Source organism: Halobacterium bonnevillei (assembly GCF_009831555.1).
Taxonomy (GTDB): domain Archaea; phylum Halobacteriota; class Halobacteria; order Halobacteriales; family Halobacteriaceae; genus Halobacterium; species Halobacterium bonnevillei.
Window position 1 is genome coordinate 1 of record NZ_WUUU01000032.1, and the last position, 22,261, is coordinate 22,261.

Below are 22,261 nucleotides of genomic sequence, written 5' to 3' on the forward strand. Positions count from 1 at the left end.
CGCCCGCCTCGCGGACGGCGGCCAGGACGTCGCGGAGCATCGCGGCCGCGAACTCGCGGCGCTCCGCGGGCGAAAGAAGCGAGGAGAGTCGCGTGTTCGGATCCGACGGGTCGAACGGGACGATGACCCGCATCCCTCAACCGAGTTTGTCGTAGCTGTCCTGCTGCTGGAGGTACCAGTAGACGCCGCCGCCGAGCAACAGCAGGACGACCAGCGCCGCTCCGACCATGATGATGAGGTCGGTCCGCTGGGCAGAGGACGCCGCGTCGTTCGCGGCGCTCTCGGCGTCCTCCGCGTTACTGATCGCTTGCTCGAACTGGCCGCCGTTGTAGAACTGGATGGCGTCCTCGAGGTCGCTCTCGGCGCCACTGACGCCCGCGCCGCTGCTCTGAGCGTCCTCGACGGCGTCCTCTGCGTCCTCGATCGCAGTCCGGGCTTGCTGGCTCTCGGCCGTGTACGGCCGCGCGTTGTACGTCTCCAGCGTGTTGCTCGCGCCGCCTTCCTGGGACTGCGCGAATTCGGCGTACGTGATGCGCTGTGGCGGGTCGTAGCTCCACGACCACGCGTTCGAGGACGGCGTCGTGCCGACCACGGTGACCTCGGCGCGGACCACGTTGTCCGCGGCGTCGAGCTGATAGCTCGCTTCCTGGCCGGTCAGCGTGGACTCGTCCACCTGGTTGCCGGCGTTGTCGTACGTGACGACCTGCCAGGTCACGTCGGTGAGCCCGGTCTCCATCTGGAGCGTCCACCGCTCGTAGTCCTCGAAGAGGCCCGTGAATTCGTAGGTCGTTTCCTGTTGCTGGCCGGACTCGACGGACGCCGGGGTGTCGCCGGAAATCGAGACGGCTGCGGCTGGCACCACGGCGAACGCGAGGACGACAACGAGGGCGACCGCTAACTTAGAATAGCGGCTCAAGTTCATCGTCGTCGTCTTCGACCAAGTCCTGCAAGTTCTCTTCGCTTTCCTCTCGGATGTCGTCGATGTTGTCCTGGGCTTCGATGGCAACTTCCTGGAGCTCCTTGATGCGGGGAACGTTGTTCACGCCAGACAGCAGGACGACTGATGCGACCTGCTGGGAGTCCCGTACCGGGTAGTCTCCGCCGCGGACTTCCATCGACCCGGTCTGCTCCTCGAGCCACTTCCGCCCGCGCTCTATGCCTTTCCGGTTGAGGTAGTGCGGCGGGCCGGCGGTCACGAGGAGCGCGCGCTCCGAGCCCTCGATCTCGCACGGGAGCGTCAGGCGGCCCAGCGCCGCCTTCCGGACGAGACTGGTGATGCGGTTCGTCGTCGAGGCGGAGTCCTCGACGGGGTCGTCGTCGCCAGTGAACCGCGACAGGAGACCGCTGCTGTTCCGTTCGTTGTCCACGCCCTCGGAGGCGTATCCGACCGTGGAGACGCCGCCACCCGCGAGCGTGTTGATGATCTCGCTGGAGTCGACGACGGACTCCGCGACGTCTCTGCCCTCGTCGACTTCGCCGGCGCCGAACAGGATGCCGAAGCGGGTGACGATCTCCTCGTTGATCTCGTCGTAGCCGCCCTGCATCGATTCGCCGGACTTCCGCCAGGCGTCGTTGTCGAACACGAGGAGGTTGTCCACCTCGCGGACGAACGTCTGGAACGACCGCGCCGCGTTCAGCGTGTAGATGCCGCCCTCGTCGCTACCGGGGAGGACGCCGAGACCGTAGACGGGTTCGGTGTAGATGCGTTTGAGGTGCTTCGCGATGACCGGGGAACCGCCGGACCCGGTACCACCGCCCAGGCCGGCGATGACGAGGAACGCGTCGACCTCGTGGACCGGAATCGAGTCGATTGCACCCTGCACCTCGTCGATGTCTTCTTCGGCGATTTCCGCGCCGAGTTCGTTGTCCGCGCCCACGCCGTGGCCCTTCACCCGGGACTGGCCGATGAGGACGCGGTTCTCCTGCGGGACGTGCTCCAAGCCCATGAGGTCGGCTTTGGCGGTGTTAACGGCGACAGCAGCACGCACGATACCGGAGTCGTGCCGCTTGTCGTACTCGAGGAACTTGTCGAGTATTTTACCGCCCGCCTGACCGAACCCGATCATTGCGAGTTTCATACGGAACCCTTTGAACAATTAGAGTAGAAACGGGCGTATAAGGCTTTTGCAGACGGGTGTCGGACGGTTCAGGGATTGGACTGGTTTTCGCCAGATAGCGTGCAGTACATGGATATATATCGTACTCTTTCCTGAGAGGACCACTCGCCGAGTTTAAGTTTGTTGGAACATGTCTCCTGGGCGAGAGTATACGAGGCCGGCGCGACGTTAGTCAGTCGTTAAGGCCGAGGTAGTCCGCGAGTGTCTGTAATTCCGAGGGGTCGACGCCGAAGGCGGTCACGTCGTTGTCGCGAACGGTGTTGTCGAACTTCAACGACCGGTACTGGTCGGTGCCGAACGGCACGAACGGCAGGGGGTCTGCGAGCCGCATTCCGATGCCGGCCAGCGGCATCGGAACCGGGAGAATCCGGACGGACTTCCCCTCCGCGCGGTATACCATGCGCGTGACGTCGCCGAGCGTCAACACGTCCGGGCCGCCGATGTCGTACGTCTGCCCCCAGTGCTCGTCGTCCTCGACGGCGTCGGCGAGGAGCGCTGCGATGTCGCCCACCCAGATGGGCTGGAAGCGCGTGCGGCCGCCGCCCGGCAGCCCCGTGACGTACGGCGTCGTCAACTGCTTCGTGAACGCGACGAACTCGCCGCCCTCCCCGAAGACGACGGACGGCCGGACGATGGTGTACGCCAGGTCCGAGTTCCGCACGACGTCCTCGGCCGCGCCCTTCGCGCGGATGTACGCCGTGTCGCCCTCGGCGTCGGCGCCCAGCGCGGACAACTGGAGGATGTAGTCCAGTCCCGCCTCCGCTGCGGCCGCGACGACGTTCTCGGTGCCCCCGAGGTGGACCTCGCGGTGGCGGTCGTCGCCGTCTTTCGGCTGGAACAGCGGCGACAGCGCAACGAGATTCACCACCGCGTCGTGCCCCTCGATGGCGTCGCTGACGGAGTCGTACGCCGTCACGTCACCGACGACTGTCTCGACGCTGTCCGGCAGGTCAGCGCCCTCGGGGTGGCGGGACAGCGCAGTCACGTCGTGGCCTCGCTCGTCGAGTTCCCGGCAGAGGTGTGTTCCGATGAAGCCCGTCCCGCCGGTTACCATTACGTCCATGTCCGACACAGAAGCGCGGCAGCGTCCTAAAAGTATGCACGTTCGACGACACCACCGCGGCGCCGGTCCACGCCCGACGCCACGTTCGGTCCTCACTACCTGCTGTCCCGCCACTTCGTCCGGAGTCCCGTTCCTCACTACCCGCTGATACCTCGCTGCGTCCGGTGCTGTGTTCCTCGCCGCCCGTCCGGGGCCGCAACGAACCCGAAGCCGTTTGTACGTCCGTTCTCGTCTTTCAGGCATGCTCGTCACGCTGGAGGGCATCGACGGCAGCGGCAAGACCACCGTCTGGGAGGCCCTGCGGGACACCCGCGGCGACGGCTACACGTTCACCCACGAGCCCACCGACTCGTGGTACGGCGAGGCCGTCCGTCGCTCCGAGGCCGCCGATCAGGCCGACCCGCTGGCCGAACTGTTCCTCTTCACCGCCGACCACGCCGACCACCTCTCCCGGGTCGTCCGGCCCGCGCTCGACGACGGCGACGTCGTCGTCTCAGACCGCTACTCGGACTCCCGGTACGCCTACCAGGGCGTGGCCCTCGACGGCCAGGTCCCCCGGCCGATGGAGTACATCCGCGGCATCCACCAGCCGTGGACGCGACCGCCCGACGTGACGCTGTTCTTCGACGTCGACCCCGAAACCGGCGCCGCGCGCTCGGGCGCCACGAACAAGTTCGAGCAGGTGGAGTTCCTCAGCCGCGTCCGCGACAACTTCGAGCAACTGATCGACTACGACCCCCAGCGCTTCGTGCGCATCGACGCCACCCAGTCGCCGGAGACGGTCCTCGACGAGACCGAGGCCGTCCTCGACCGCGTCCTCACCGAGTGACTACGCCAGACGGGCGGCGACGACGGCGACCAGGGCGGCAGTGAGGCCGACGCCCACAGCGTCCGCTGCGAGCACGGAGACCAGTAGGTCCGCCCGTGTGACGTCGAGGACGAGCCCGTTCACCGCGTACGTCCCGAGGAAGAAGACCAGGTAGCCGGCGGCGTTCCCGACGAAACTGCCGCCCACTGCCCGCAGTCCAGTCCGTCGACCGGCGTCGAATCCGAGTGCCGCGGCGACGAGCGGCGCGACGTTGTTCACCGAATACGGTGACGTCCACTGGAGGGCCCCCGACTGGCCGAACTGCGTGGTCGGTCCGACGGTGCTGTGGAGTGTGGCTGTGGCGGCGACGCCGGCGAACAGCGCCGCGAAGACGGCGACTGCCAGTTCGATGTCGTCTCGTCGAAGCCGCGACGCGAGCCATTGCTGGAGGGCGGGCATCGTTCCCTGCGACTCGGCGGGCACGCTTGGCTGTTTCGCCGAACGCAGCCACGCGCCCGCTGCCCAGTGGCACGAAGCACCTATCACCTAGCCGGACGACTGGTTCCGGGATGGCCGACGACGGGGCTGACGACGAAGCCGACGACAGCTTCTCGCTCAGCCTGCCGCCGATTCGGCTGCCGCCGCTGTTCCCGGCGGACTTCCGCATCCTGTGGCCGAGTCCGGGCGAGAAACTGCGCGGGCGCGTCACCCGCCGGGGCGTCGCGGCGGCGCTCGTCGCCTTCGACCTGGTCGACGCCGTGCTCGCAGTGTCGGCCGACAGCACCGTCCTCGCCGCGGTTCGCGTGGTGGGCGGGGCGCTCCTCGCAGCGACGACGTTCGGGACCGCCGGGGTCGGCTACGTCTGGGAGGCCGCCGCCGTGATCGCGGGCGTCGGCGAACTCACGGTCGTGCCGACGCTGACGTTGCTGCTACTCGCCGGTCTGGTCCGGGACGTCCTCTAGTTCGTCGGGCGCCGGCACCCAGAACAGGTCGATGGACCACCCGAGGAAGAACGGGAACGCCCACGTCACGACGATCAACTGCCCGGCGTCGTCGAACGCGCCGGCGCCGAGGCCGAGGGCGCCCAGCGCCAGCGTCGTGAAGACGTAGACCAGCGGAATCAACACCGCGGTGTAGACGATCGACCCCCAGCGCGTCTGCAGGGTGACCCGGAAGTAACGCGCGCCGACGGCGGCGATAGCGGTGTGCACGAGGACGATGACGCCGACGCCCGCGGCGGTGACGGCCGAGACCATATCGCCGGCTACGTGCTCGTTGCGTTTTTCGCTATCGGTAAGTGACTGCGGGGTGTCCGGCCGCGTATGCACCGCGCCATCGGGGACCGGACGTTCGCGGACACCGCCATGGACGAAGCGACCGCGCGCGACGTGTTCCGGGACATGGTCCTAGCACGCGAGTTCGACGAGCGGGCGCTGTCGCTGCAGCGCCGCGGCTGGATGCCGGGGTACCCGCCGTTCAAGGGTCAGGAGGGGTCGCAGGTCGGCGCCGCGTACGCCATGACCGGCGACGACTGGCTGTTCCCGACGTACCGGTCGAACGCGATGCAGTTGGCCCGCGGCGTTCCCGCAAGCGACATCCTGCTGTTCCGCCGCGGATTCGCGGAGTACCACTCCGATCACGACGTCCCGGTCTTCCCGATGGCCATCCCCATCGCCAGCCAGATTCCCCACGCCGTCGGCGCCGGCATGGCGATGAACTACGAGGGCGACGACGACGCCGTCGTCTGCTACTTCGGTGACGGCGCGACCAGCGAGGGCGACTTCCACGAGGCCGCGAACTTCGCGGGCGTCTTCGACGCGCCGGTCGTGTTCTTCTGCGAGAACAACAACTGGGCGATCTCGCTGCCGCGGGAGCAACAGACCGCCAGCGACTCCATCGCCGTGAAAGCCGAGGCATACGGCTTCGAGGGCGTCCAGGTCGACGGCAACGACCCCGTCGCGGTGTACGAGACTGTCGGCGACGCGCTCGAGGACGCCCGCGGCGGTGACCCGGTGCTCGTCGAGAGCCTGACGTACCGCCAGGGCGCACACACCACGAGCGACGACCCCGAGCGCTACCGCCCCGAGGACGAGGACCTGCCGGAGTGGCGAACTGCCGACCCGCTGGACCGCTTCGAGTCGTACCTCCGCGAGCAGGACGTCGTCGACGACGAGTTCGTCGAGGACTGCTGGGCGGACGCGGAAGCCGAACTCGAAGCCGCCATCGACGAGGCCGAGGCGAACAGCGTCCCGGACCCCGAGGACGTCTTCGACCACCTCTACGAGGACCTCCCGCCGCGCCTCCAGGACCAGAAGGCGTGGCTCATGGAGTACCTCGAGGACCACGACCCGCAGGAGATGGAGTTCTGAGCTGCGCAATCGGGCGGCACGCTCGTTGCGGGCAGCCGACCGGACTCAGCGCTGTGCCGGTCAGGAGGCGGACAGAGAGATGTACGTCTTCGTGTCGGTGACGCCGGCGACGGTGCCGATGCGGTCCGAGACCGTGCTGAGGACTTCGTGGACCTCGTCGCCGCCGACTTCCACGATGATGTCGTACGTGCCCGCGACGACGTGCGCCTCGGTGACTCCCTCGAGGCCGACGACCTGGTCCCGGACGTCGCTGGACGCCCCGGCCCCCGTCTTCACCATGATGAACGCGTGAACCATACGTCACGTTCGACGGGCGCCACCAAAAGAATTGTTGCGTGGTAACGAGGCACAAACATATTTGTCGCCGCCCGACGTACGATGCCTATGCGCATTGTCATCATCGGCGCCGGGCGGGTCGGCCTCCGAACCGCCCGCATCGTCGAGAACGAAGGACACAGCGTCACGCTCGTGGAACGCGACTACGACAAGGCCGAACGCGCGCGAAACGAGGACTTCGACGTCATCGAAGGCGACGGCTCCAGCGAGGACGCCCTCGAACACGCCGGACTCGAAGACGCGGACGCCCTCGGCGCCCTCACCGGCGACCTCAACACCAACTTCGTCGCCTGCATGGTCGCCAAACACGAGGGCTGTCGCACCGTCATGCGGATCGACGAGGACTACCGCGAGAACATCTACCGCAAGTACGCCGAGGAAGTCGACGAGATCGTCTACCCCGAACGCCTCGGCGCCATCGGCGCGAAGAACGCGCTCCTCGGCGGCAACGTCACCGCCATCGCCGACCTCGCCGAGAACCTCCAGGTCGTCCAGTTCACCGTCTCGCAGGACGCCCCCATGCGCGGGTACACGCTCAGCGAACTCGAGCTCCCCTCGGGCGCCCGCATCCTGGCGTTCGGCAAGAAAGACGGCGCGCTCGGCCTCCCGCTCCCACACGAAACGCTCGAAGTCGGCGACCGCCTCGCAGTGCTCTCCGAATTCGACACCCTCGACGACGTCCGCCAGATACTCGTCGGCAACGAAGTCGCCGCGGAGGGGATGTAGATGGTCACCGCCTACGTCCTGGTCAAAGCCCACACCGGCCAAGCCGACCGCCTCCTCGACGACGTCGCCGCCATCGACGGCGTCGTCGACGCCCACATCGTCGCCGGCGACGTCGACCTCATCGCCAAACTCGACGTCGACTCCCCCACCGAAGTCAAGGACATCGCCGCCAACAAAATCCAGCACACCGACGGCGTCGAAGACACCGAGACGTACATCAGCATGTAATCGCACTTTTTGCTCTACGGGGTCGTCTCCGGCGACCCCCGTTTACTCACGGCGCTACGCTCCGTTCGCGTGGTTAGCGGGACCTTCGGTCCCGCTCAACTCGGCAAAAACGTGCGGAAAAAGCACTCCTCCTTCCCACCGTCAGAGCAACGTTCTGACGCGCTCTCGTTCGCTTCGCTCACGAGAACGTTGGTCGGTCGTCGGCCCGCGCTCCCTGCGGTCGCGCGGTGACTCGCGGCGCTCAGGACCTTCGGACCGTTCGCGCCGCGAATGCTCGCTGCTGGTTTGCTGGGTCCGTTACAGCGGTGTGCCGTCCGGGTTCTGGGCATTTTGCGCGGCCTGCTGTCGCATCTCCTGGACTTTCTCGACGTAGTCGTAGCCGGGGATGACGCCCTGGAACCACGTGCCCTCGACGTAGTTGACGAGCGCGAGCGCGTCGGCAGCGGCTTTGCCCGAACGCGGTGTCAGCGTCAGTGACATGGTGATGTCGCCGTCCTCGCGGGAGACGTCCGTCACGTCCACGTTCTCGGCGAGCGTGACGCCGTCGGCGTCGCGGACGCGGCGGTCGAACGTGTCGAACCAGCCGTCCTCGACGCGTCGGCGACGGGTTCGTTCGTGGCGGCGTCAAGCGTCGGGACGACGACTTCGATCTCGACGGTGTCGTCGGCGACGGTGACCGAGGCGTCCCAGTCGTTGGTCGTCGGCTCGAACCCGCCGTCGACGGACTCGAAGCGCGCGTGGTCGGCGAACTCGTCGGCGAGCGCAGTCATTACCAGCGAGAAGGGAGCGCTCGCAGTTGGGTGTTGCGCTCGGTTGCGGCCCGTCCAGTGTCGCTACTCGTCGCTGTCGATGGCGGCCCCAGCGGAAGCGAGCCGGTGTTACTCGCCGTCCGTCGGCGCGGCGCTACTGAGTGGGTGGGCTGGCTCCACGACGTCGCAGAGCGTCCCGTCCTCGAACAGCGCGGCGAGGACCAGCTGTTCGCAGTTGTGGAGTTGTTCGTCCAGCGCCGCCTCGTCGATGCCCAGTGATTCGGCCACGTCCGCGAGCGTCGCGCGCCGCGGCCACTCGTAGAACCCCTCGCTGAGCGCGGTCAACAGGACGCCGCGCTGCCGTCGCGGCAACACCTCGTGGATTTCCTCCTGGACCGTCGCCGCGCCGACGCCCGCCCGCTGTCGGCAGCAGCCCCCTCGCTACCGGCGGGGTCGGTGCCGTCGCTCTCGCCGTCGACGGGCTGTTCTGAACGGACCTCGACGGCCGCGTCTTCCGCGAGGATGTCCCGGACGACGGCGCGAGCCTCGTCGCGCGGCAACTCCGCGACGACGGTTCCCTCCCCCTCGTCGCTACGGACCACCCGCGGATACGCGCCGCTCTCCGCCAGCGACACCGCGATACAGCCCCCAGCGACCTCGAACTCGAAGAGACATTCGTCACCGTCCTCCGCCAGGACCGTCGGCTGGACCTGCGGCGTCTCGCGCGCCAGCGACAGAATCCGGTCCGCGTCCGCGCCCCGAACCCGGAAGAACTCCGAGTAGACGCCCCCGCCGCGGTGAATCATCTCCTCGAGTTCGAACGCACACGACTCGGACGCGGACGCCCCCACGAACGGATAGCGGTCGTCGTCCACCCTGAATTCGATCGCCACGTTGTCTGGGGGAGACTGGTGTGGCATGCCATACGAATGTAGTGCTCATTCCACAAAAAGTTCGCTGCTCGTCGTGACCCGACGCCGGACTCCGGGCGCCTCGTTCCGTCGGCCGTGGCAGAGACGTCGTTGGATTGTCGCAGTTTAGGTGCGCCAGCAGGCCGATGCTGGGGGGTGAGCGGTTCGCCGTGCCGGCTGGCGGTGGTGCGGGCAGTTCGATTATGGCGCTGTAGTGTGTACTCCCGGGCGTGTCCGACCCGTCGACGACCGACTCCCGGACGCGGCGACTGGTCGCGTACCTGCGGCAGAACCGCGACCAGATGGTGGTCGACGCCGCCGTCTTGCTGTCGTGGATCGTCGTTTCCGCGGCACTCTTCCGGATTCTCTCGGTACCCCAGTGGCTGCACTATCTCGTGCTCTTCGTCGGCATCGGCGCGTACAGTCGACTGACGCCGGACTGGGAGCGCCCGTACCGGCGGTCCGGCTGACTACACTGGCAGCGGCGTGTGCCGCAACAGCGGGAGGAGTGTCGCGACGAGCCACAGCAACACGCCCGTCCTGAGGTGGTCCGGCCCCTCGCTGTCGTGGCGTTCGACCCGGGAATTCCCCACGGCGACCAACCCCAGCGCGACGGCCAGCGCGCCCCGGTGGACGAGCACGTCCAGCGGCAGTTGCGTGACGCCGAGGTACGAGTAATCCAGCAACACGCCCGCGATGAACCCGACCGACGCCCCGGCGAACGCCCGCGACCGGTCCAGCGGCCGCGCGAGCAGGTACGCCGCGAGCGGGAGTCCGACGAACAGCACTGGATAGAGCGCGATCGCGAACACCTTCGGCGGGACGTCGAACGACCGCTCGAGCGAGAGCCCGCCCAGGCGCACGAACAGGAGCACGACGGCGACGCCGGCGGCCAGGAGGAGCGTCCGCACGTCCCGCGTCGGAACGTGCTCGCGGAGCGTCGCGCTGAGGCCGCGCCGGCGCGCTCCCGCCAGTCCGAGCACGAACGCGAGGCCGGCGAGCGCGGACTGCGCTCCGTCCGCCCGGAAGTCGACGATGGTCAGCCACTGATCGAAACTCGGGTCACTATCGGCGCCCACTGGGACTCTCGTGATGTCCGGGCTGCCGCCCGCTGCGAACTCCCGTTCGACGTACGACTGCGATTCCGTCGTGCTCCTGACGATGTGTCGGCCCATGAACCAGTCCCAGTGCTCGTGGTGGGCCTGCATCGCGGTCCACTCGCTGTCAGCCTCGGACGGCGCGTACGCCCGAATGTGGTGGCGACTCCCCAGGTACCTCCCGTCGTGCACCTGGTAGTGCTCCGTGAGCCAGACGCCGCCCTGGAGGTCGATGAGGTAGGCGAACCGGTTCGCGCCGTCGGCGACCTCCCACTCGATGGTCGTCGGGTTCACGACGTTCGTGTTCTCGTCGGGTGCGACCTCCTGTTCATCCTCGCTCGTATCAGTCCAGTTCCCGCGGTCGCTCTCCAGAAGCCCTCGATGCACGTCCTCCGGGTCGCCGTAGACGACCACGTTGATGGGGAGCGTCGCCTGCTCGAAGGACAGTCCGCGACTCGTGTACAACCACAGCTGTCGGTCGTCGTTCTCCAGCGGAATCACCGTCAGCGTGCTCTCGGCGTCCCCCTGGGTCCCCCCGACCTCCGCCACGGCGAGCGAGCCGAACGACCCCGCCGCCAGTACGGCGACCAGCACGAGCACCGCCGTCGCCGGCCGGAGTTCGACCGCCATTCTGTCTCGGCCTACGGGGACGACCCCCAAATACGTGTCCGCCAGTGACCGCTCTCGGGACTCCGCCAGCGATGTCGCTGCTCGTGTTCACTCGTCGCAGATGCGAGGGGTGGGATGCGAACCGCCTGCAGACGGTCGCTCACCGCGCTCGCGCTGCGATTGCCGTGCTTCGAATCCCACGTCTCCTCGCCTGCTCACGTTCGTTCGCGGGACGAGTGCGAGGGGTGGGATTCGAACCCACGAACCCCTACGGGAGCGGGTCTTAAGCCCGCCGCCTTTGGCCGCTCGGCCACCCTCGCATCCGGTCGGACGGCCGCGGGGTGGAAGTCCGTTACGGTGTCGACGTTCGAGCGAACCCAGCATTCCTGACAAGTCGCCGCTTGAGCCGCGTGTCGGCCACACTGAAGCGAATGCTGACGCAAACGCTGGGCGGTACAGTCATTGGGTAGGGCCACGAGCGAGCGGAGGCTCCCGGTGTCATTCGCTCCGGTACCCAGTGGTAGCGGCGTCAGGCGAGTCGGTGGTAGACGACGTGCTGGACGCCCACGGCGGCGCCGAGGCCCAGGCTCCCGGCGAGCAGCGGGAGGCGGTTCGCGACCGTCCAGTCCAGCCCGAACGCGACAGCCGTCGCTGCGAGCGCGAGCAGGTAGACGACGACGGTCGCGAGGAGGGCGCGGGCGGCGGCGCGCACGCTACCAGTCGACGGAGATTGTGCCGTCGCCGTGCGGGTCGGGCGCGATCTCCTCGTCGGTTCGGCGGTCGACGACGTGGATGCAGCCGTCGTCTTTCTTCGCGGGGCAGGCGTTCGCCGCGTCGACGTTGTGGTCGAGGTCGTCCTCGTCGAAGAAGTACGTCCCCGGCTGGGCCATCCCGGACGTGACGTCCATCTCCCAGTTGTCCGACACCTCCGCGCACTTCCCCGCGCCGAAGCACTTGTTCGCCTCGAAGAGAATCTTGTACGGCTTCTGTTCGACGGGCGGTGCGTCGGCCTCGCCGATCTCGCTGGGGTCGACGGTCGCCTCCGAGTCGGTCATCACCCGAGTATTGGTGCCACCGGGTTTTGAGTTGTCGGTCCGCAGCAGCCCGCGCGGGGCAGTAATCTCTCGTCCGTGAGCCCGGGCAGTCAGTCCGCCGAGTCGGCGTCCCCGCCGTCCGCCACGGCGGGCGCGGGGGTGTCGCGCTGGCGCTCGAACCACTGCCAGTCGTTCGTCCGCTGGCCGCGGGATTCCAGGTCCCAGGGGTCGTCGACGGCCCGCGGGCCCTCCAGCCACGAAATGACGACGTTCCAGACGAACAGAATCTGGCCGACGGCGAGCAACACCGCGCCGACCGTCGCCAGCTGGTGGAGGTCGGCGAAGTACGAGACGGGGCCGACGCTGAGTTCGTAGCCGGCGTACCGACGCGGCATCCCGCCGTAGCCGAGCAGGATCATCGGGAAGAACGTGAGGTTCGTCCCGACCATCGACAGCCAGAAGTGCGCGTGCGCGAGGCGCTTCTGGTACCACCGGTCGGTGACCAGCGGGAACCAGTAGTAGACGCCGGCGAAGATGGCGAACGCGATGGCGCCCATGATGACGTAGTGGAAGTGTGCGACGACCTGGTACGTGTCGTGGAGGATGAGGTCCACGGGGATTGCGGCCTCGAAGACCCCGGTGACGCCGCCGATGATGAAGTTGAACACGAACCCGACGCAGAACAGGAACGGCGCGGTGAGCCGGAGGCTGCCGTGCCACATGGTCGTGATCCAGTTGAAGACCTTCACCGCGGACGGGATCGCGATGGCGATGGAGACGGCCATGAAGCCGGCGCGGAGGCGCGGGTCGATGCCGGTGGCGAACATGTGGTGGGCCCAGACGCCGAACGAGAGGACGCCGAGCGCGAGCGTGGAGTAGACGACGAACTTGAACCCGAACAGCTTCCGGCCGGTGAACTTCGGCAGGATGAGCGAGATGAGCCCCATCGGCGGCAACACGAGGATGTAGACCTCTGGGTGGCCGAAGAACCAGAACAGGTGCTGGAAGAGAATCGGGTCGCCGCCGCTCACGGTGAAAAAGGTCGTCCCGAAGTTCCGGTCCAGCAGCAACATTACGAGGACGCTGCCGAGCAGCGGGAACGCGAAGATGATCTGGCCGGACTGGACGAGCATCGTCCACGAGAAGATGTCGAGGTTCGCCCAGGTGACGTCGTCGCCGCGTTCCGCGAGGATGGTGGCGACGAAGTTGATGGCGCCCATCGTCGCGGAGACGCCGGTCAGGTGCAGGCCCAGCAGCATGAGGTCGACGCCGGGGTTCGCCTGTTCGATGGACAGCGGCGGGTACAGCGTCCAGGCGGTCTGTGCGCCCTCGAAGCCGATGCCGAGCGGCTGGGCGATGAGTCCGCCCCAGATGAGGAGGGCGCCCGGCGGGAGCAGCCAGAACGCGATGGCGTTGATGCGCGGGAACGCCATGTCGTCGGCGCCGATCAGCAGCGGGATGACGTAGTTCCCGACGGCCGCGATGATGGGCGTCCCGAACAGGAACAGCATCGTGATGCCGTGCGTCGTCACCAGCGCGTTGTACGTCGACGGCGAGAGGAGGTCGATCGGCGCCGTCACCAGTTCCGCGCGCATCAGGAGGACGGCGATGCCGCCCCACGCGAACGAGAGCAGGGCGAACGCGCCGTAGAGCACGCCGACGTCCTTGTGGTCGACGGTGGTGAGCCAGCGCACGACGCCGCCGGGTTTCTCCCGGTGGCCGTGCTCGGGTTCGCGGCCGTACGCGCCGCCGCGGTCGCCGAATGGAGTGTACGACTGCCAGTTCTCTGCGTTCGCGAGCGCCCACGCGACGAGGAACAGGAGCACGCCAGTTGAGACTGTGAGAGCGAGGGTTCCAGTACCGACTGCCATGCGGCCGCGTTCTCGATGCCCGTAGTTGGGCGTTGCCGCGAACGTGTTCGACCCCGGCACGTCGCGGGATTTCGTGCCGCCAGCGCGGCACCAGGGGGTTCACGCTGGGTGGTGTTCCGGTCGCCGTGCGGCGCCAGTGCTCGCGTCGCTGCGCGTTCGAGAGAACGCCGTGAGAGACGTCAGCCGGGCGGGGCCGCGTTAGTCGTGGATCTCGACGGACTCCAGGAGGAGTTCGCGCTGCGGCTGGTCGTTGCGGTCGGTTTCGACGTCACCGATGGCTTCGACGACGTCCATGCCGTCGGTGACCTCGCCGAAGACCGCGTGGCGGTCGTCGAGGTGCGGCTGGGCGTCCAGGGTGATGAAGAACTGGCTGCCGTTCGTGTCCGGGCCGGAGTTCGCCATCGACAGCACGCCCGCGTCGTCGTGGCGAAGGTCGTCGTGGAACTCGTCCTCGAACTGGTAGCCGGGGCCGCCGCGACCGGTGCCGGTGGGGTCGCCGCCCTGGATCATGAAGTCCTCGATGACGCGGTGGAACGGCACGTCGTTGTAGAGGGCGTCCCCGCGGACTTCGCCGCTCTCGGGGTCCTCCCACGTGTGCGTTTCGGGCGCGGGGTCGGCGTCGGCGGCGGGGTCGTGTTTCGCGAGGCCGACGAAGTTCTGGACGGTCGTCGGCGCTTTCTCGTCGTACAGTTCGACTTCGATGTCGCCCTCTGTGGTGTGGAGGGTAGCCTCGACGGTCATACTCCAAGAGACGCCACGGTGTCGGATAACGCTACCTACTCGGCGCGACGCCACCCGTGTGTGCCTCGCCGCGTCGCTACGACGGCCCCTCTACGACGCGGGCGTTGTCGTCCAGGCGGAACCGGATGTCGCCGTTCGGGCCGGCGTCGATGCCGACGCGGACGGGGTCCTCGGAGACGAGCGTAGCAGCGCCCGGGACGCAGCAGTCGATGGTCCAGAACGGGCGCTCGCGGACGTCCACCCCGGCGTCGCGGTACGCCGCGACGACCGCGGGGTGCTCGAGGACGAGCAGACCGACCGGGACACCGAGGTGGTGGCCGCAGCGCCCGCACTCCGGGACGTACACGAAGTCGATGGGGCGCGTCCTCGTCGAGGTCGCGGTGCAGCGACCACGTCATTTCGCCGTGGCACAGCGGACAGGCGCCGCGCCGCGCGAGCTCGACGTCCCCGCGGAGTTTCGCGTCGAACACGCGGACGGCGTCCTCGAGGGGCGTGCTCCTCGACGGTCGCCGGTGGGACCGCGTCGGCGAACCCGTGGCCGTTCCCGCAGGTCACCGTGAGCAGTCCGCCCTGGTAGCGGGCTTCCAGCGGCTCGCCGCAGCGGCCGCAGTCGTCGCCGAGCGGCTCCGGGTCGCGCTCCGGGGGGTCGTCGAACTCGCCGCCGAGCACAGACCCAGCGGCGCGCACGCCGATTGCGGACAGCGTGTACCCGTCTTCGGCCTCCGAGACGAAGTGCCCGCGGAGTTTCCCGAGGTGGTAGTTGAACCGGCCGGAGTCGGAGGCACCGACGCGCTTGCGCAACTCGGAGAACGAGAGTTCCGGCTGGTGGGGGTCGTCGCGTCGAGCGTGAGCGAGCGCGCGCACGATGGCCGCTCTGGTCTCGTCGGCCAGGAGGTCGAAGCCGTCGCCGCCTGTCATATCCGTCGATTCTCGTCAATCCATTAAGCAGTTTCCCACGGCGCGCGTCGCAGTCAGGACAGACAGGTGAGCGGTGCGGGCCCCGGGCTCGCCGTCAGAACGAGCAGAGGTCCGCGAGCACGCTCTCGGCACGCCCGCTGGCGATGACGTCGGCGGCGACTTCCAGTCCTTCGTCGAGGGACGCGACGTCCTCGCGGGCGTACATGCGGAGCGCCGCGTTCAGTTTCACGGCGTCCGCGAACTCGTCGGTGCGCTCCCCCGCGAGCACGTCCGCCGTGATCTCCGCGGAGTCCGCGGCGACGTCCTCGACTTCCAGGTCCTCGCTGGTGATGTCCATGCCGTAGTCCTCCGTCTCGATGGTGAAGTCCTCGAGGTCGGCGCCCTCGTTCCACTCCGCGACGGTCGTCGAGCCCGGCCGGACGTCGTCGTACCCCTCCATCCCCTGGAACATGAGCACGCGGTCGAACCCGGCGTCACGACTCTCGCGCGCGGTTTCGACGATCTTCTTCGCGAACGCGAGGTGGTAGAACGAGCCGAGGTGGACGTTCGCGTTCGCGGGGTTCGCGAGCGTCTCCACCGTGTTCACGAACGTCCGCACGCCCATGTGGTCCCGGCGGTCCCAGAGCGCGTCCACGACGGGGTTGAACTTCGGCTGGTAGTAGAACCCGAACCCGTGCTCGTCGACCATCGCCGCGGACTCCTCTGGTTCGAGTTCCGTGCGGACGCCGAGTTCGTCGAGGACGTGCTTGTACGCGTCCTGTTTCTGCGTCGGGACGCGGTCCCCGGAGTGGACGACCACGGGGGTGCCCGCCGCTGCGGCGACGACGCCGGCCGCGACGCCGAAGATGGCGGAGTCGCCCTTGCCGTCGTAGTTCGCGCCGCAGTCCACGGGGTCGACTTCGGGTTCCGCGTCGACGACGCTCTCGCGGTGCATCACGTCGACGTACGCGCCGAGTTCCTCGCCGTTGTTGCGCTTCCAGCGGTTCGCAAGCCAGAACGCCCCCAGGGTCGTCTGGTCTGGGGTCAGGTCGAGGATGCGCTGGAAGGCCTCTCTGGCCTGCTCGCGGGACATGTCCGCGGCGGACTTCGGCCCGGACCCGACGACTTCCGTCATCAACCGCTGCAGCGGCCACTCGCCGTGGGAATCGTTCATGCCCCCAGGTTGCGTCTCCACCCGCCTAAATCCACCCGATTTCTCGCCGCGCGAGTGCACCACGGCGCGCCGACGGTGGCCGCGAACCGGTAAACAGTAGCCGCGCCAGTCCAAACGGACGCCAATGGCAGCGGCTGACTGGCGCGACCGCATCGACGACACCGACGCCCGTCTCATCGACGAGTACCAGAGCGGCTTCCCGGTCCAGGAGCGGCCGTTCGAGGCCGTCGCCGCCGACCTCGGAATCACGGAAGCGGACGCCGTCGAGCGCGTCCGCCGCCTCCGCGAGGAGGGGGTCTTCCGGCGGTTCGGGGCTGTGTTGAATCCGCCGGTCATCGGGTCGTCGACGCTCGCCGCCGTCAAAGCCCCCGAGGACCGCTACGAAGAGATCGCGACGACCATCAACGACATCCGGCAGGTGAACCACAACTACCGCCGGAACCACGAGTGGAACATGTGGTTCGTCGTCACCGCATCGAGCCGCGAGAAGCGCGACCGGATTCTCGACGACATCGAGTCCGAGACTGGCTGCGAGGTGCTGAACCTCCCGATGCTCACGGACTACTACATCGACCTGGAGTTCCCGGTCGTGAACTCCGACCGGTTCGCGCGGGAGTCGTTGGAGCGCACGGACGTGGCCGCGACCCGCATCAGCGAGGACGCGACCGGCGACCTCTCGCGGCTGGAGGCCGACCTCCTGCTCGCCATCCAGGACGGCTTCCCGCTGTCGGCGACCCCGTACCGGGACGTCGCTGACGCGATCGGCGCGAACGTCGCGGACGTTCTCGACGCCACCGAACGCCTGCTCGCGAACGGCTGCATCAAGCGCGTCGGCTGCGTCGTCAACCACGTCGTCACGGGGTTCGACGCGAACTGCATGGTCGTCTGGGACGTCCCGGACGACGAACTCGACGACCGCGGCGTCGACGTCGGCCAGCTCCCGTACGTGACGCTGTGCTACCACCGGCCGCGCCGCCCCGACCAGGACTGGCCGTACAACCTCTTCACGATGATCCACGGCCGCGAGAGCGACGCCGTGGACGCGAAAATCGACGAACTCGCCGCCGACTACCTGCCGTTCGAGCACGAACGCCTCTACTCGGAGGAGACGCTGAAGCAGACTGGTGCGCGGTACGACGACCTGGTCGGCGAGTAGGACCACCGAGAACGGGGACTGCTGTCGCTACTCGCGCGACCGACGGGGAGAATCCGGGCGGCGTTCGACCGCGGTCTGTTTCGGTCCGCTCGGCGTGCTACTCGCGTGCCGTCGTGTACAGGATGGGTGCGACGACGAGCAACGCGATGCCGATGAAGCGGTACGTGAACGGGTCCCCGCCGAGTTCGGAAACTGGTGTCACCAGGAACAACAACCCGAACAGCAGGGAGTTGATGGAGACGATTTTCCGGGAGCCGAGCGGAATGGTGCCGACGATGGACAGCGCGAAGAGGACGAGGAGCGCGTGCCCGACGTGGTAGTTCGCGAGGAAGTCGTCGACGAGGGGCAGCGGTGTGAACGCCATTGCTGGTCGGATTTCGCCGCGAAATCCCCTTTAAGGTTCCGTTCCGCCGCCCGGACCAGTGAGGTCCAGGGGTCGAATCCACCCGAACCACACGACCAGCACCATCGAGGCGTACCCGACAGCCCACACGATCGAGCCCACTGTCGGCGCTCCGGCGGCGTTCAGCGCGTAGTTCGCCACGCCGGGGAGAACGATGCCGGCCGCGATGAGGAGTCCGAGGACCACCCGTTCGTCCATACCCCTGGTTCGGGCCGCGGCCGCGTCAATGTCTCGATTCACTGCGCGCAGTCGGTCTGCTGTCCGGCTGCTACTCACCGCACCTGGCGGTCGCCGTCGATTCGGAACGACGCGAGCGTCCGGACGCGTCGGGAAGACGGGTCGATATTCCCAGCGGACGGCCGGCACGCAACGGGCCAGGGCCGAGACACAGCGGGGACGGGTTCCGGGGGCGGTCGAGTCCGTCTTTGCGGGGGGAAGCAGGCTGCGGAGGGTCGTTGCCGACCATACGCGTGGGCGGGGACCAGCGGGCACCGGGCTGCTCCGGCACCCGCGAGTCCGTTGGACCGCTACCGTACTCAAGGCGGCGCGCGCTCGCAGCGCGTGAAAATCCGCTCGGACGACGGCATCCCCGATAGCCGGGCGTCGTCGGCGTTGCACCGGGCCAGCGGCGCCTACGAGTCGGCCTGCGTCGCCGGGTCGCGTTCCGCGACAGCGTCTTCGAGGTCACTGACTGTGCGCCGGAGGTCGCTGAGGTCACTCTCGAGGTCGCTGACGTGGGCTTCCAGTTCGCTGATGCGGCGCTGTTGGGCGACCAGCGCGGAGAACACGACCGGCCACTTCACGTCCTCGGCCTGCTGGCAGTGCCCTGGGTAGGGGCGGTCGAGCGCGGCGCCGACGACGTCGTCCCAGTGGTCGCGCTCGCTGGGGTGCAACATTCCGCGGAACGCGTACCAGTCGTCGGCGAACGCGGCGACTTCGTCGTGGTAGCGTTGTGGGCTGTCGGCCATATTCCGGAGTCGGTCGACGCGTCGGATGAACGTGCGGCCCGCACGCCGAAAGTGAAACTGACTGATTCCGTGAGTCCACTGGCTCCACCCTCGCGGTTCCGTGGCCCTGTCCGTCGCCACCCCCCGGCACCGCCCTACGCGAGCTTGTCCGTCGTGTTGACCGTGATCTCGGGGATTTCGACGTGGTCGGGCCGGGAGACGGTGAACACGACGCTCTCCGCGACGTCCGCGGGGTCGAGCGCGCGCCCCTCCCAGTCCGCCCAGTCGCGCATCTCCGAGGAGACCGGTCCGGGCATCACGACGGACACGCGCACGTCCTCGTCGCTCATCTCCTTGCGGAGCGAATCACAGAACCCGTTGACGCCGCACTTCGACGCCGTGTACGCGCTCCCGCCCTCTGCGGCGTACTCGGCGTTCATCGAAGAGACGGCGACCACGTGGCCGCCGTCCCCATCGAGCAGGCTCGGGAGGGCCGCGCGGGTCGTGTTCATCACGCCGAGGAGGTTGACCTCGATCTGCTGGCGGACGTCCTCGCGGTCGGCGTCCGCCACCGGGTCGCCGATGAGCACCGCCGCGTTGTTCACGAGCACGTCGATGCTCCCGAACTCCTCCCGCGCGTCCTCGACGAGCGCTTCGACATCGTCCTCGCTGGCCACGTCGGACGGCACGACGAGCGTCTGGCCGTTCTGGACGTCGCTGGCGACGTCCCGGAGGCGGTCCTCGCGTCGCGCGGCGAGCACGACGTCACAGCCCGCTCGGCCGAGCGCCCGCGCCGTCGCAGCGCCGACGCCGGAGGACGCGCCGGTCACGACTGCAGTCGTTCCAGTCAGGTCCATGCGTGGACTGTCGAGACCTCCCAGTTAAAATATCGGCATGTGTCGCCACGACCGCTACGGCCGACTGCCGATTCGATGCGCTATTCGCTCGCGTTCGACCTTCGGGGTAGAAGTGGGCCAGTCCGGATTTGAACCGGAAGCTTCCACCTTATCAGAGTGGCGCTCTACCTAATTGAGCTACTGGCCCGAACGCAACAGGAGGTTTGCCGCTGGTACAATTAAGGGTTTCCTTTCTACAGCGGCGCCGGCGTGCGTTACCGGCTATCGTCCTCGTCGTCCTCGTCGAATTCCACGTCGTAGGCGTCCTCGTCGAGGTCGATGGTGTCGTCGTCGCCGTCGACGTCAGTCTGGTCGAAGCCGCCGGTCGGGTCGAAGCCGCCACCGAACTGACCGCCCGCGTCGGCGTCCTCGCCGCCGGGGAACCCGAACGTGTAGACGTTGCCGGTGGCGAACCCGCCGGTCTGCTGGTCGAGTTTCGGGACGATGACCCACTCCTTGACGACGTACCGGAACGGGACGCGGGTCAGCGGGAACACGAGCAGGAACCCGAGCGCGTCCGTGAGCAGGCCGGGCGTCAGGAGGAACGCGCCGGCGGCGATGAGCAGGCCGCCGTCGATGAGTTCGTTGGTGGGCGTCTTGCCCGTGGCGAGCGACTGCTGGATGCGGCGCAGGGTGTGTCGTCCCTCGGCGCGCACGAACAGCGTGCCGAGCAGCGCCGTGAGCACGACCAGCGCCACCGTCAGCTGCCAACCGATCTCCGCCGCGACGAACACCAGGAAGAGGGCGTCCGCCAGCGGCACGACCAGCAGCGCGAGGAACAGCCACCGGAGTCGGGGCATACGCCGGGGTAGCCGGCGGCGCCTGATAGCCTTTCTGTCTCGTTGACGGGTCCGTTCGGGGCCGCTGCTCGCTCCCCCGCCGCGTCGGCGACCCGGTGGGTCGCTGGCTGGTGTCGAAACGGTTTCCCGGGTTCGCCGCCGACCAGTGGGTATGGACGATTCCGTCGCGGAGACGCGCGTGGAGTGGCGCGACTGGGGGCAGGCGGCGTTCGACGAAGCCGCGGAGCGCGACGTGCCGGTACTGGTGGCGCTGGTGGCGTCGTGGAGCGATTCGTGTCGCCAGATGGACGCGCGGACGTACGCGGAGCCGCGCATCGCGGCGAACGTGAACGACGACTTCGTGCCGGTGCGCGTGGACGCCGACCGCCATCCGCGGGTCCGGGAGCGGTACAACATGGGCGGCTTCCCGTCGACGGTGTTCGTGACGCCGTCCGGCGACCACATCGCTGGCGCGACGTTCCTGGAGCCGGACGGATTCAGGCAGGTCCTCCAGCGCGTCCGGGAGACGTGGGACGAGAACGGCGAGGACGCGGGGAGCGTGCCGCGCGCGCTCCAGGGCGGCGAGCCGCCCGTCGGCGCCGTGAACGCGGACGTCGAGCGGTTGCTCGCCGGCCAGCTGTCCGAGCAGTACGACGCCGAACACGGCGGCTGGGGGACCAGCGAGAAGTTCCCGCTTCCGTCGACCGTGGAGTTCGCGCTGAAGCGGGAGCGCGACCAGGCGCTGCGGACGCTGGACGCGGTCAGCCGGAACCTCGCCGACGACGTCGACGGCGGGTTCTTCCGGTTCGCGCACGCCCGGAACTGGTCTGACGTGCAGCGCGAGAAGGTGCTGTCGGAGAACGCCAGCCTCCTGCGGGCGTTCGCGTCGGCGTACCTGCACACTGGCGACGACGACTACCGGACGCCGGCCGAACACACCATCGACTACCTGACCGGCACGCTGTGGACTGGCGAGGCGTTCGGCGGGAGCCAGGCCGCCGGCGAGTACTTCGACGAACCCGCCGACGGGCGCGCTGGCCGCGACGAACCGCCAGTCGACGACACGGCGTACGCGGACGTCAATGCGCTCACCGCCGACGCCCTCCTCCGGTTCGCGGCGTACACGGACGACGAGACGGCGACTCGGTACGCTGAACGCACGCTGGACTACCTCGAGTCGACCCTCGTGGACGGCAGCGAGGTCCGTCACTACGACGCCGACGTCAAATACTGCCATACGTATCAGTATCTGGGAACGAATTGGTTGTGGGTGTCTCGCACGGTTTGATGCGGTCGTGCTCGCGACGCGTCGGTCAACTCCGAGCCGTCACTGCCGACCGGTCCCTCCAG

The 22,261-nt window shown here is 68.1% G+C and carries 27 protein-coding genes, 2 tRNA genes and 4 pseudogenes; 8 read left to right on the top strand and 25 right to left on the bottom strand.

Annotated features, from left to right (window positions below):
• From GRX66_RS06090 to GRX66_RS06105, 4 genes and pseudogenes are all read right to left on the bottom strand, one after another.
• Nucleotides 1-133 (bottom strand): annotated as a pseudogene (locus GRX66_RS06090) (2-phospho-L-lactate guanylyltransferase); the annotation flags it as partial.
• 3 nt (nucleotides 134-136) lie between these two features.
• A complete protein-coding gene (locus GRX66_RS06095; protein ID WP_159525748.1) occupies nucleotides 137-922 on the bottom strand; it encodes a hypothetical protein in 786 nt (261 codons plus the stop codon).
• A complete protein-coding gene (locus GRX66_RS06100; RefSeq protein ID WP_159525749.1) occupies nucleotides 900-2,078 on the bottom strand; it encodes a tubulin/FtsZ family protein in 1,179 nt (392 codons plus the stop codon). The genes GRX66_RS06095 and GRX66_RS06100 overlap by 23 nt, the downstream gene beginning before the upstream one ends.
• A 211-nt stretch (nucleotides 2,079-2,289) precedes the next feature.
• On the bottom strand, nucleotides 2,290-3,180 hold the full coding sequence (locus GRX66_RS06105) for a complex I NDUFA9 subunit family protein (RefSeq protein WP_159525750.1): 891 nt from the start codon (nucleotides 3,178-3,180) through the stop codon (nucleotides 2,290-2,292).
• Nucleotides 3,181-3,421: 241 nt separating this feature from the next.
• On the opposite strand from GRX66_RS06105, the gene tmk reads away from it, so the two are divergent.
• Nucleotides 3,422-4,009 (top strand): dTMP kinase, encoded by a 588-nt coding sequence (gene tmk, locus GRX66_RS06110; protein WP_159525751.1) that lies wholly within the window; start codon nucleotides 3,422-3,424, stop codon nucleotides 4,007-4,009.
• Here the strand turns inward: tmk and GRX66_RS06115 are convergent, their stop codons facing one another.
• Nucleotides 4,010-4,447 carry a hypothetical protein gene (locus GRX66_RS06115; protein WP_159525752.1) on the bottom strand — a complete coding sequence of 146 codons (438 nt, stop codon included), beginning with the start codon at nucleotides 4,445-4,447 and terminating at the stop codon, nucleotides 4,010-4,012.
• Between the two features lie 110 nt (nucleotides 4,448-4,557).
• Between GRX66_RS06115 and GRX66_RS06120 the strand changes: the two genes are divergently transcribed.
• Nucleotides 4,558-4,950, top strand: coding sequence for a hypothetical protein (locus GRX66_RS06120; protein WP_159525753.1), 393 nt, complete (start codon nucleotides 4,558-4,560; stop codon nucleotides 4,948-4,950).
• Here the strand turns inward: GRX66_RS06120 and GRX66_RS06125 are convergent.
• Nucleotides 4,918-5,244 (bottom strand): hypothetical protein, encoded by a 327-nt coding sequence (locus GRX66_RS06125; RefSeq protein WP_159525754.1) that lies wholly within the window; start codon nucleotides 5,242-5,244, stop codon nucleotides 4,918-4,920. The two genes, GRX66_RS06120 and GRX66_RS06125, sit on opposite strands and share 33 nt — an antisense overlap.
• Nucleotides 5,245-5,310: 66 nt before the next feature.
• Between GRX66_RS06125 and pdhA the strand changes: the two genes are divergently transcribed.
• Nucleotides 5,311-6,357 carry a pyruvate dehydrogenase (acetyl-transferring) E1 component subunit alpha gene (gene pdhA / locus GRX66_RS06130; RefSeq protein ID WP_159525755.1) on the top strand — a complete coding sequence of 349 codons (1,047 nt, stop codon included), beginning with the start codon at nucleotides 5,311-5,313 and terminating at the stop codon, nucleotides 6,355-6,357.
• Nucleotides 6,358-6,417: 60 nt separating this feature from the next.
• On the opposite strand, the gene GRX66_RS06135 is transcribed toward pdhA, so the two are convergent.
• Nucleotides 6,418-6,654 carry an Lrp/AsnC family transcriptional regulator gene (locus GRX66_RS06135; RefSeq protein ID WP_159525756.1) on the bottom strand — a complete coding sequence of 79 codons (237 nt, stop codon included), beginning with the start codon at nucleotides 6,652-6,654 and terminating at the stop codon, nucleotides 6,418-6,420.
• 87 nt (nucleotides 6,655-6,741) lie between these two features.
• On the opposite strand from GRX66_RS06135, the gene GRX66_RS06140 reads away from it, so the two are divergent.
• On the top strand, nucleotides 6,742-7,419 hold the full coding sequence (locus GRX66_RS06140) for a potassium channel family protein (RefSeq protein ID WP_159525757.1): 678 nt from the start codon (nucleotides 6,742-6,744) through the stop codon (nucleotides 7,417-7,419).
• Complete coding sequence (locus tag GRX66_RS06145) at nucleotides 7,420-7,647, top strand: Lrp/AsnC family transcriptional regulator (protein WP_159525758.1); 228 nt, start codon at nucleotides 7,420-7,422, stop codon at nucleotides 7,645-7,647.
• A gap of 297 nt (nucleotides 7,648-7,944) precedes the next feature.
• On the opposite strand, the pseudogene GRX66_RS20730 reads toward GRX66_RS06145, so the two are convergent.
• From GRX66_RS20730 to GRX66_RS06160, 3 genes and pseudogenes are all read right to left on the bottom strand, one after another.
• Nucleotides 7,945-8,417: pseudogene (locus tag GRX66_RS20730) on the bottom strand (DUF5813 family protein).
• Nucleotides 8,418-8,525: 108 nt separating this feature from the next.
• A complete protein-coding gene (locus tag GRX66_RS06155) occupies nucleotides 8,526-8,771 on the bottom strand; it encodes a helix-turn-helix domain-containing protein (RefSeq protein ID WP_159525759.1) in 246 nt (81 codons plus the stop codon).
• On the bottom strand, nucleotides 8,738-9,316 hold the full coding sequence (locus GRX66_RS06160) for a bacterio-opsin activator domain-containing protein (protein WP_159525760.1): 579 nt from the start codon (nucleotides 9,314-9,316) through the stop codon (nucleotides 8,738-8,740). The genes GRX66_RS06155 and GRX66_RS06160 overlap by 34 nt, the downstream gene beginning before the upstream one ends.
• A 221-nt stretch (nucleotides 9,317-9,537) precedes the next feature.
• On the opposite strand from GRX66_RS06160, the gene GRX66_RS06165 reads away from it, so the two are divergent.
• Nucleotides 9,538-9,777, top strand: coding sequence for a hypothetical protein (locus GRX66_RS06165; RefSeq protein ID WP_325063984.1), 240 nt, complete (start codon nucleotides 9,538-9,540; stop codon nucleotides 9,775-9,777).
• On the opposite strand, the gene GRX66_RS06170 is transcribed toward GRX66_RS06165, so the two are convergent.
• From GRX66_RS06170 to GRX66_RS06210, 9 genes and pseudogenes are all read right to left on the bottom strand, one after another.
• Nucleotides 9,778-11,034 carry a hypothetical protein gene (locus GRX66_RS06170; protein ID WP_159525761.1) on the bottom strand — a complete coding sequence of 419 codons (1,257 nt, stop codon included), beginning with the start codon at nucleotides 11,032-11,034 and terminating at the stop codon, nucleotides 9,778-9,780.
• A 216-nt stretch (nucleotides 11,035-11,250) separates the two neighbouring features.
• Nucleotides 11,251-11,333, bottom strand: a tRNA-Leu gene (locus tag GRX66_RS06175).
• Between the two features lie 209 nt (nucleotides 11,334-11,542).
• Nucleotides 11,543-11,725 (bottom strand): hypothetical protein, encoded by a 183-nt coding sequence (locus GRX66_RS06180; RefSeq protein ID WP_159525762.1) that lies wholly within the window; start codon nucleotides 11,723-11,725, stop codon nucleotides 11,543-11,545.
• Between the two features lies 1 nt (nucleotide 11,726).
• Nucleotides 11,727-12,068, bottom strand: coding sequence for a ferredoxin (locus GRX66_RS06185; RefSeq protein WP_159525763.1), 342 nt, complete (start codon nucleotides 12,066-12,068; stop codon nucleotides 11,727-11,729).
• Nucleotides 12,069-12,157: 89 nt separating this feature from the next.
• Nucleotides 12,158-13,918 carry a cbb3-type cytochrome c oxidase subunit I gene (locus tag GRX66_RS06190; RefSeq protein WP_159525764.1) on the bottom strand — a complete coding sequence of 587 codons (1,761 nt, stop codon included), beginning with the start codon at nucleotides 13,916-13,918 and terminating at the stop codon, nucleotides 12,158-12,160.
• Between the two features lie 198 nt (nucleotides 13,919-14,116).
• Entirely contained in the window at nucleotides 14,117-14,659 is a 543-nt protein-coding gene (locus GRX66_RS06195) for a peptidylprolyl isomerase (protein ID WP_159525765.1), read from the bottom strand.
• Between the two features lie 76 nt (nucleotides 14,660-14,735).
• Entirely contained in the window at nucleotides 14,736-15,014 is a 279-nt protein-coding gene (locus GRX66_RS06200) for a DUF7351 domain-containing protein (protein ID WP_449271463.1), read from the bottom strand.
• 374 nt (nucleotides 15,015-15,388) lie between these two features.
• Nucleotides 15,389-15,577, bottom strand: a pseudogene (locus tag GRX66_RS20920) (winged helix-turn-helix domain-containing protein); the annotation flags it as partial.
• A 94-nt stretch (nucleotides 15,578-15,671) separates the two neighbouring features.
• Entirely contained in the window at nucleotides 15,672-16,730 is a 1,059-nt protein-coding gene (locus GRX66_RS06210) for an anthranilate phosphoribosyltransferase (protein ID WP_159525768.1), read from the bottom strand.
• 124 nt (nucleotides 16,731-16,854) lie between these two features.
• Here GRX66_RS06210 and ahbB point away from each other — a divergent pair, with 124 nt between their 5' ends.
• Entirely contained in the window at nucleotides 16,855-17,886 is a 1,032-nt protein-coding gene (ahbB, locus tag GRX66_RS06215) for a siroheme decarboxylase subunit beta (RefSeq protein ID WP_159525769.1), read from the top strand.
• Between the two features lie 97 nt (nucleotides 17,887-17,983).
• On the opposite strand, the gene GRX66_RS06220 is transcribed toward ahbB, so the two are convergent.
• The 6 genes from GRX66_RS06220 to GRX66_RS06245 form a co-directional block, all read right to left on the bottom strand.
• Nucleotides 17,984-18,250 (bottom strand): hypothetical protein, encoded by a 267-nt coding sequence (locus GRX66_RS06220; protein ID WP_159525770.1) that lies wholly within the window; start codon nucleotides 18,248-18,250, stop codon nucleotides 17,984-17,986.
• A gap of 30 nt (nucleotides 18,251-18,280) precedes the next feature.
• Nucleotides 18,281-18,487: a hypothetical protein gene (locus tag GRX66_RS06225; protein WP_159525771.1), complete on the bottom strand. Its 207-nt coding sequence runs from the start codon at nucleotides 18,485-18,487 to the stop codon at nucleotides 18,281-18,283.
• A gap of 434 nt (nucleotides 18,488-18,921) precedes the next feature.
• Complete coding sequence (locus tag GRX66_RS06230) at nucleotides 18,922-19,257, bottom strand: hypothetical protein (protein ID WP_159525772.1); 336 nt, start codon at nucleotides 19,255-19,257, stop codon at nucleotides 18,922-18,924.
• A gap of 134 nt (nucleotides 19,258-19,391) precedes the next feature.
• Complete coding sequence (locus tag GRX66_RS06235) at nucleotides 19,392-20,093, bottom strand: SDR family oxidoreductase (protein WP_159525773.1); 702 nt, start codon at nucleotides 20,091-20,093, stop codon at nucleotides 19,392-19,394.
• Nucleotides 20,094-20,206: 113 nt separating this feature from the next.
• Nucleotides 20,207-20,280: transfer RNA gene (locus GRX66_RS06240), tRNA-Ile, on the bottom strand.
• A 67-nt stretch (nucleotides 20,281-20,347) separates the two neighbouring features.
• A complete protein-coding gene (locus GRX66_RS06245) occupies nucleotides 20,348-20,932 on the bottom strand; it encodes an FxsA family protein (RefSeq protein WP_159525774.1) in 585 nt (194 codons plus the stop codon).
• A gap of 151 nt (nucleotides 20,933-21,083) precedes the next feature.
• Here GRX66_RS06245 and GRX66_RS06250 point away from each other — a divergent pair.
• Nucleotides 21,084-22,124: pseudogene (locus GRX66_RS06250) on the top strand (DUF255 domain-containing protein); the annotation flags it as partial.
• Between the last annotated feature and the right edge of the window lie 137 nt (nucleotides 22,125-22,261).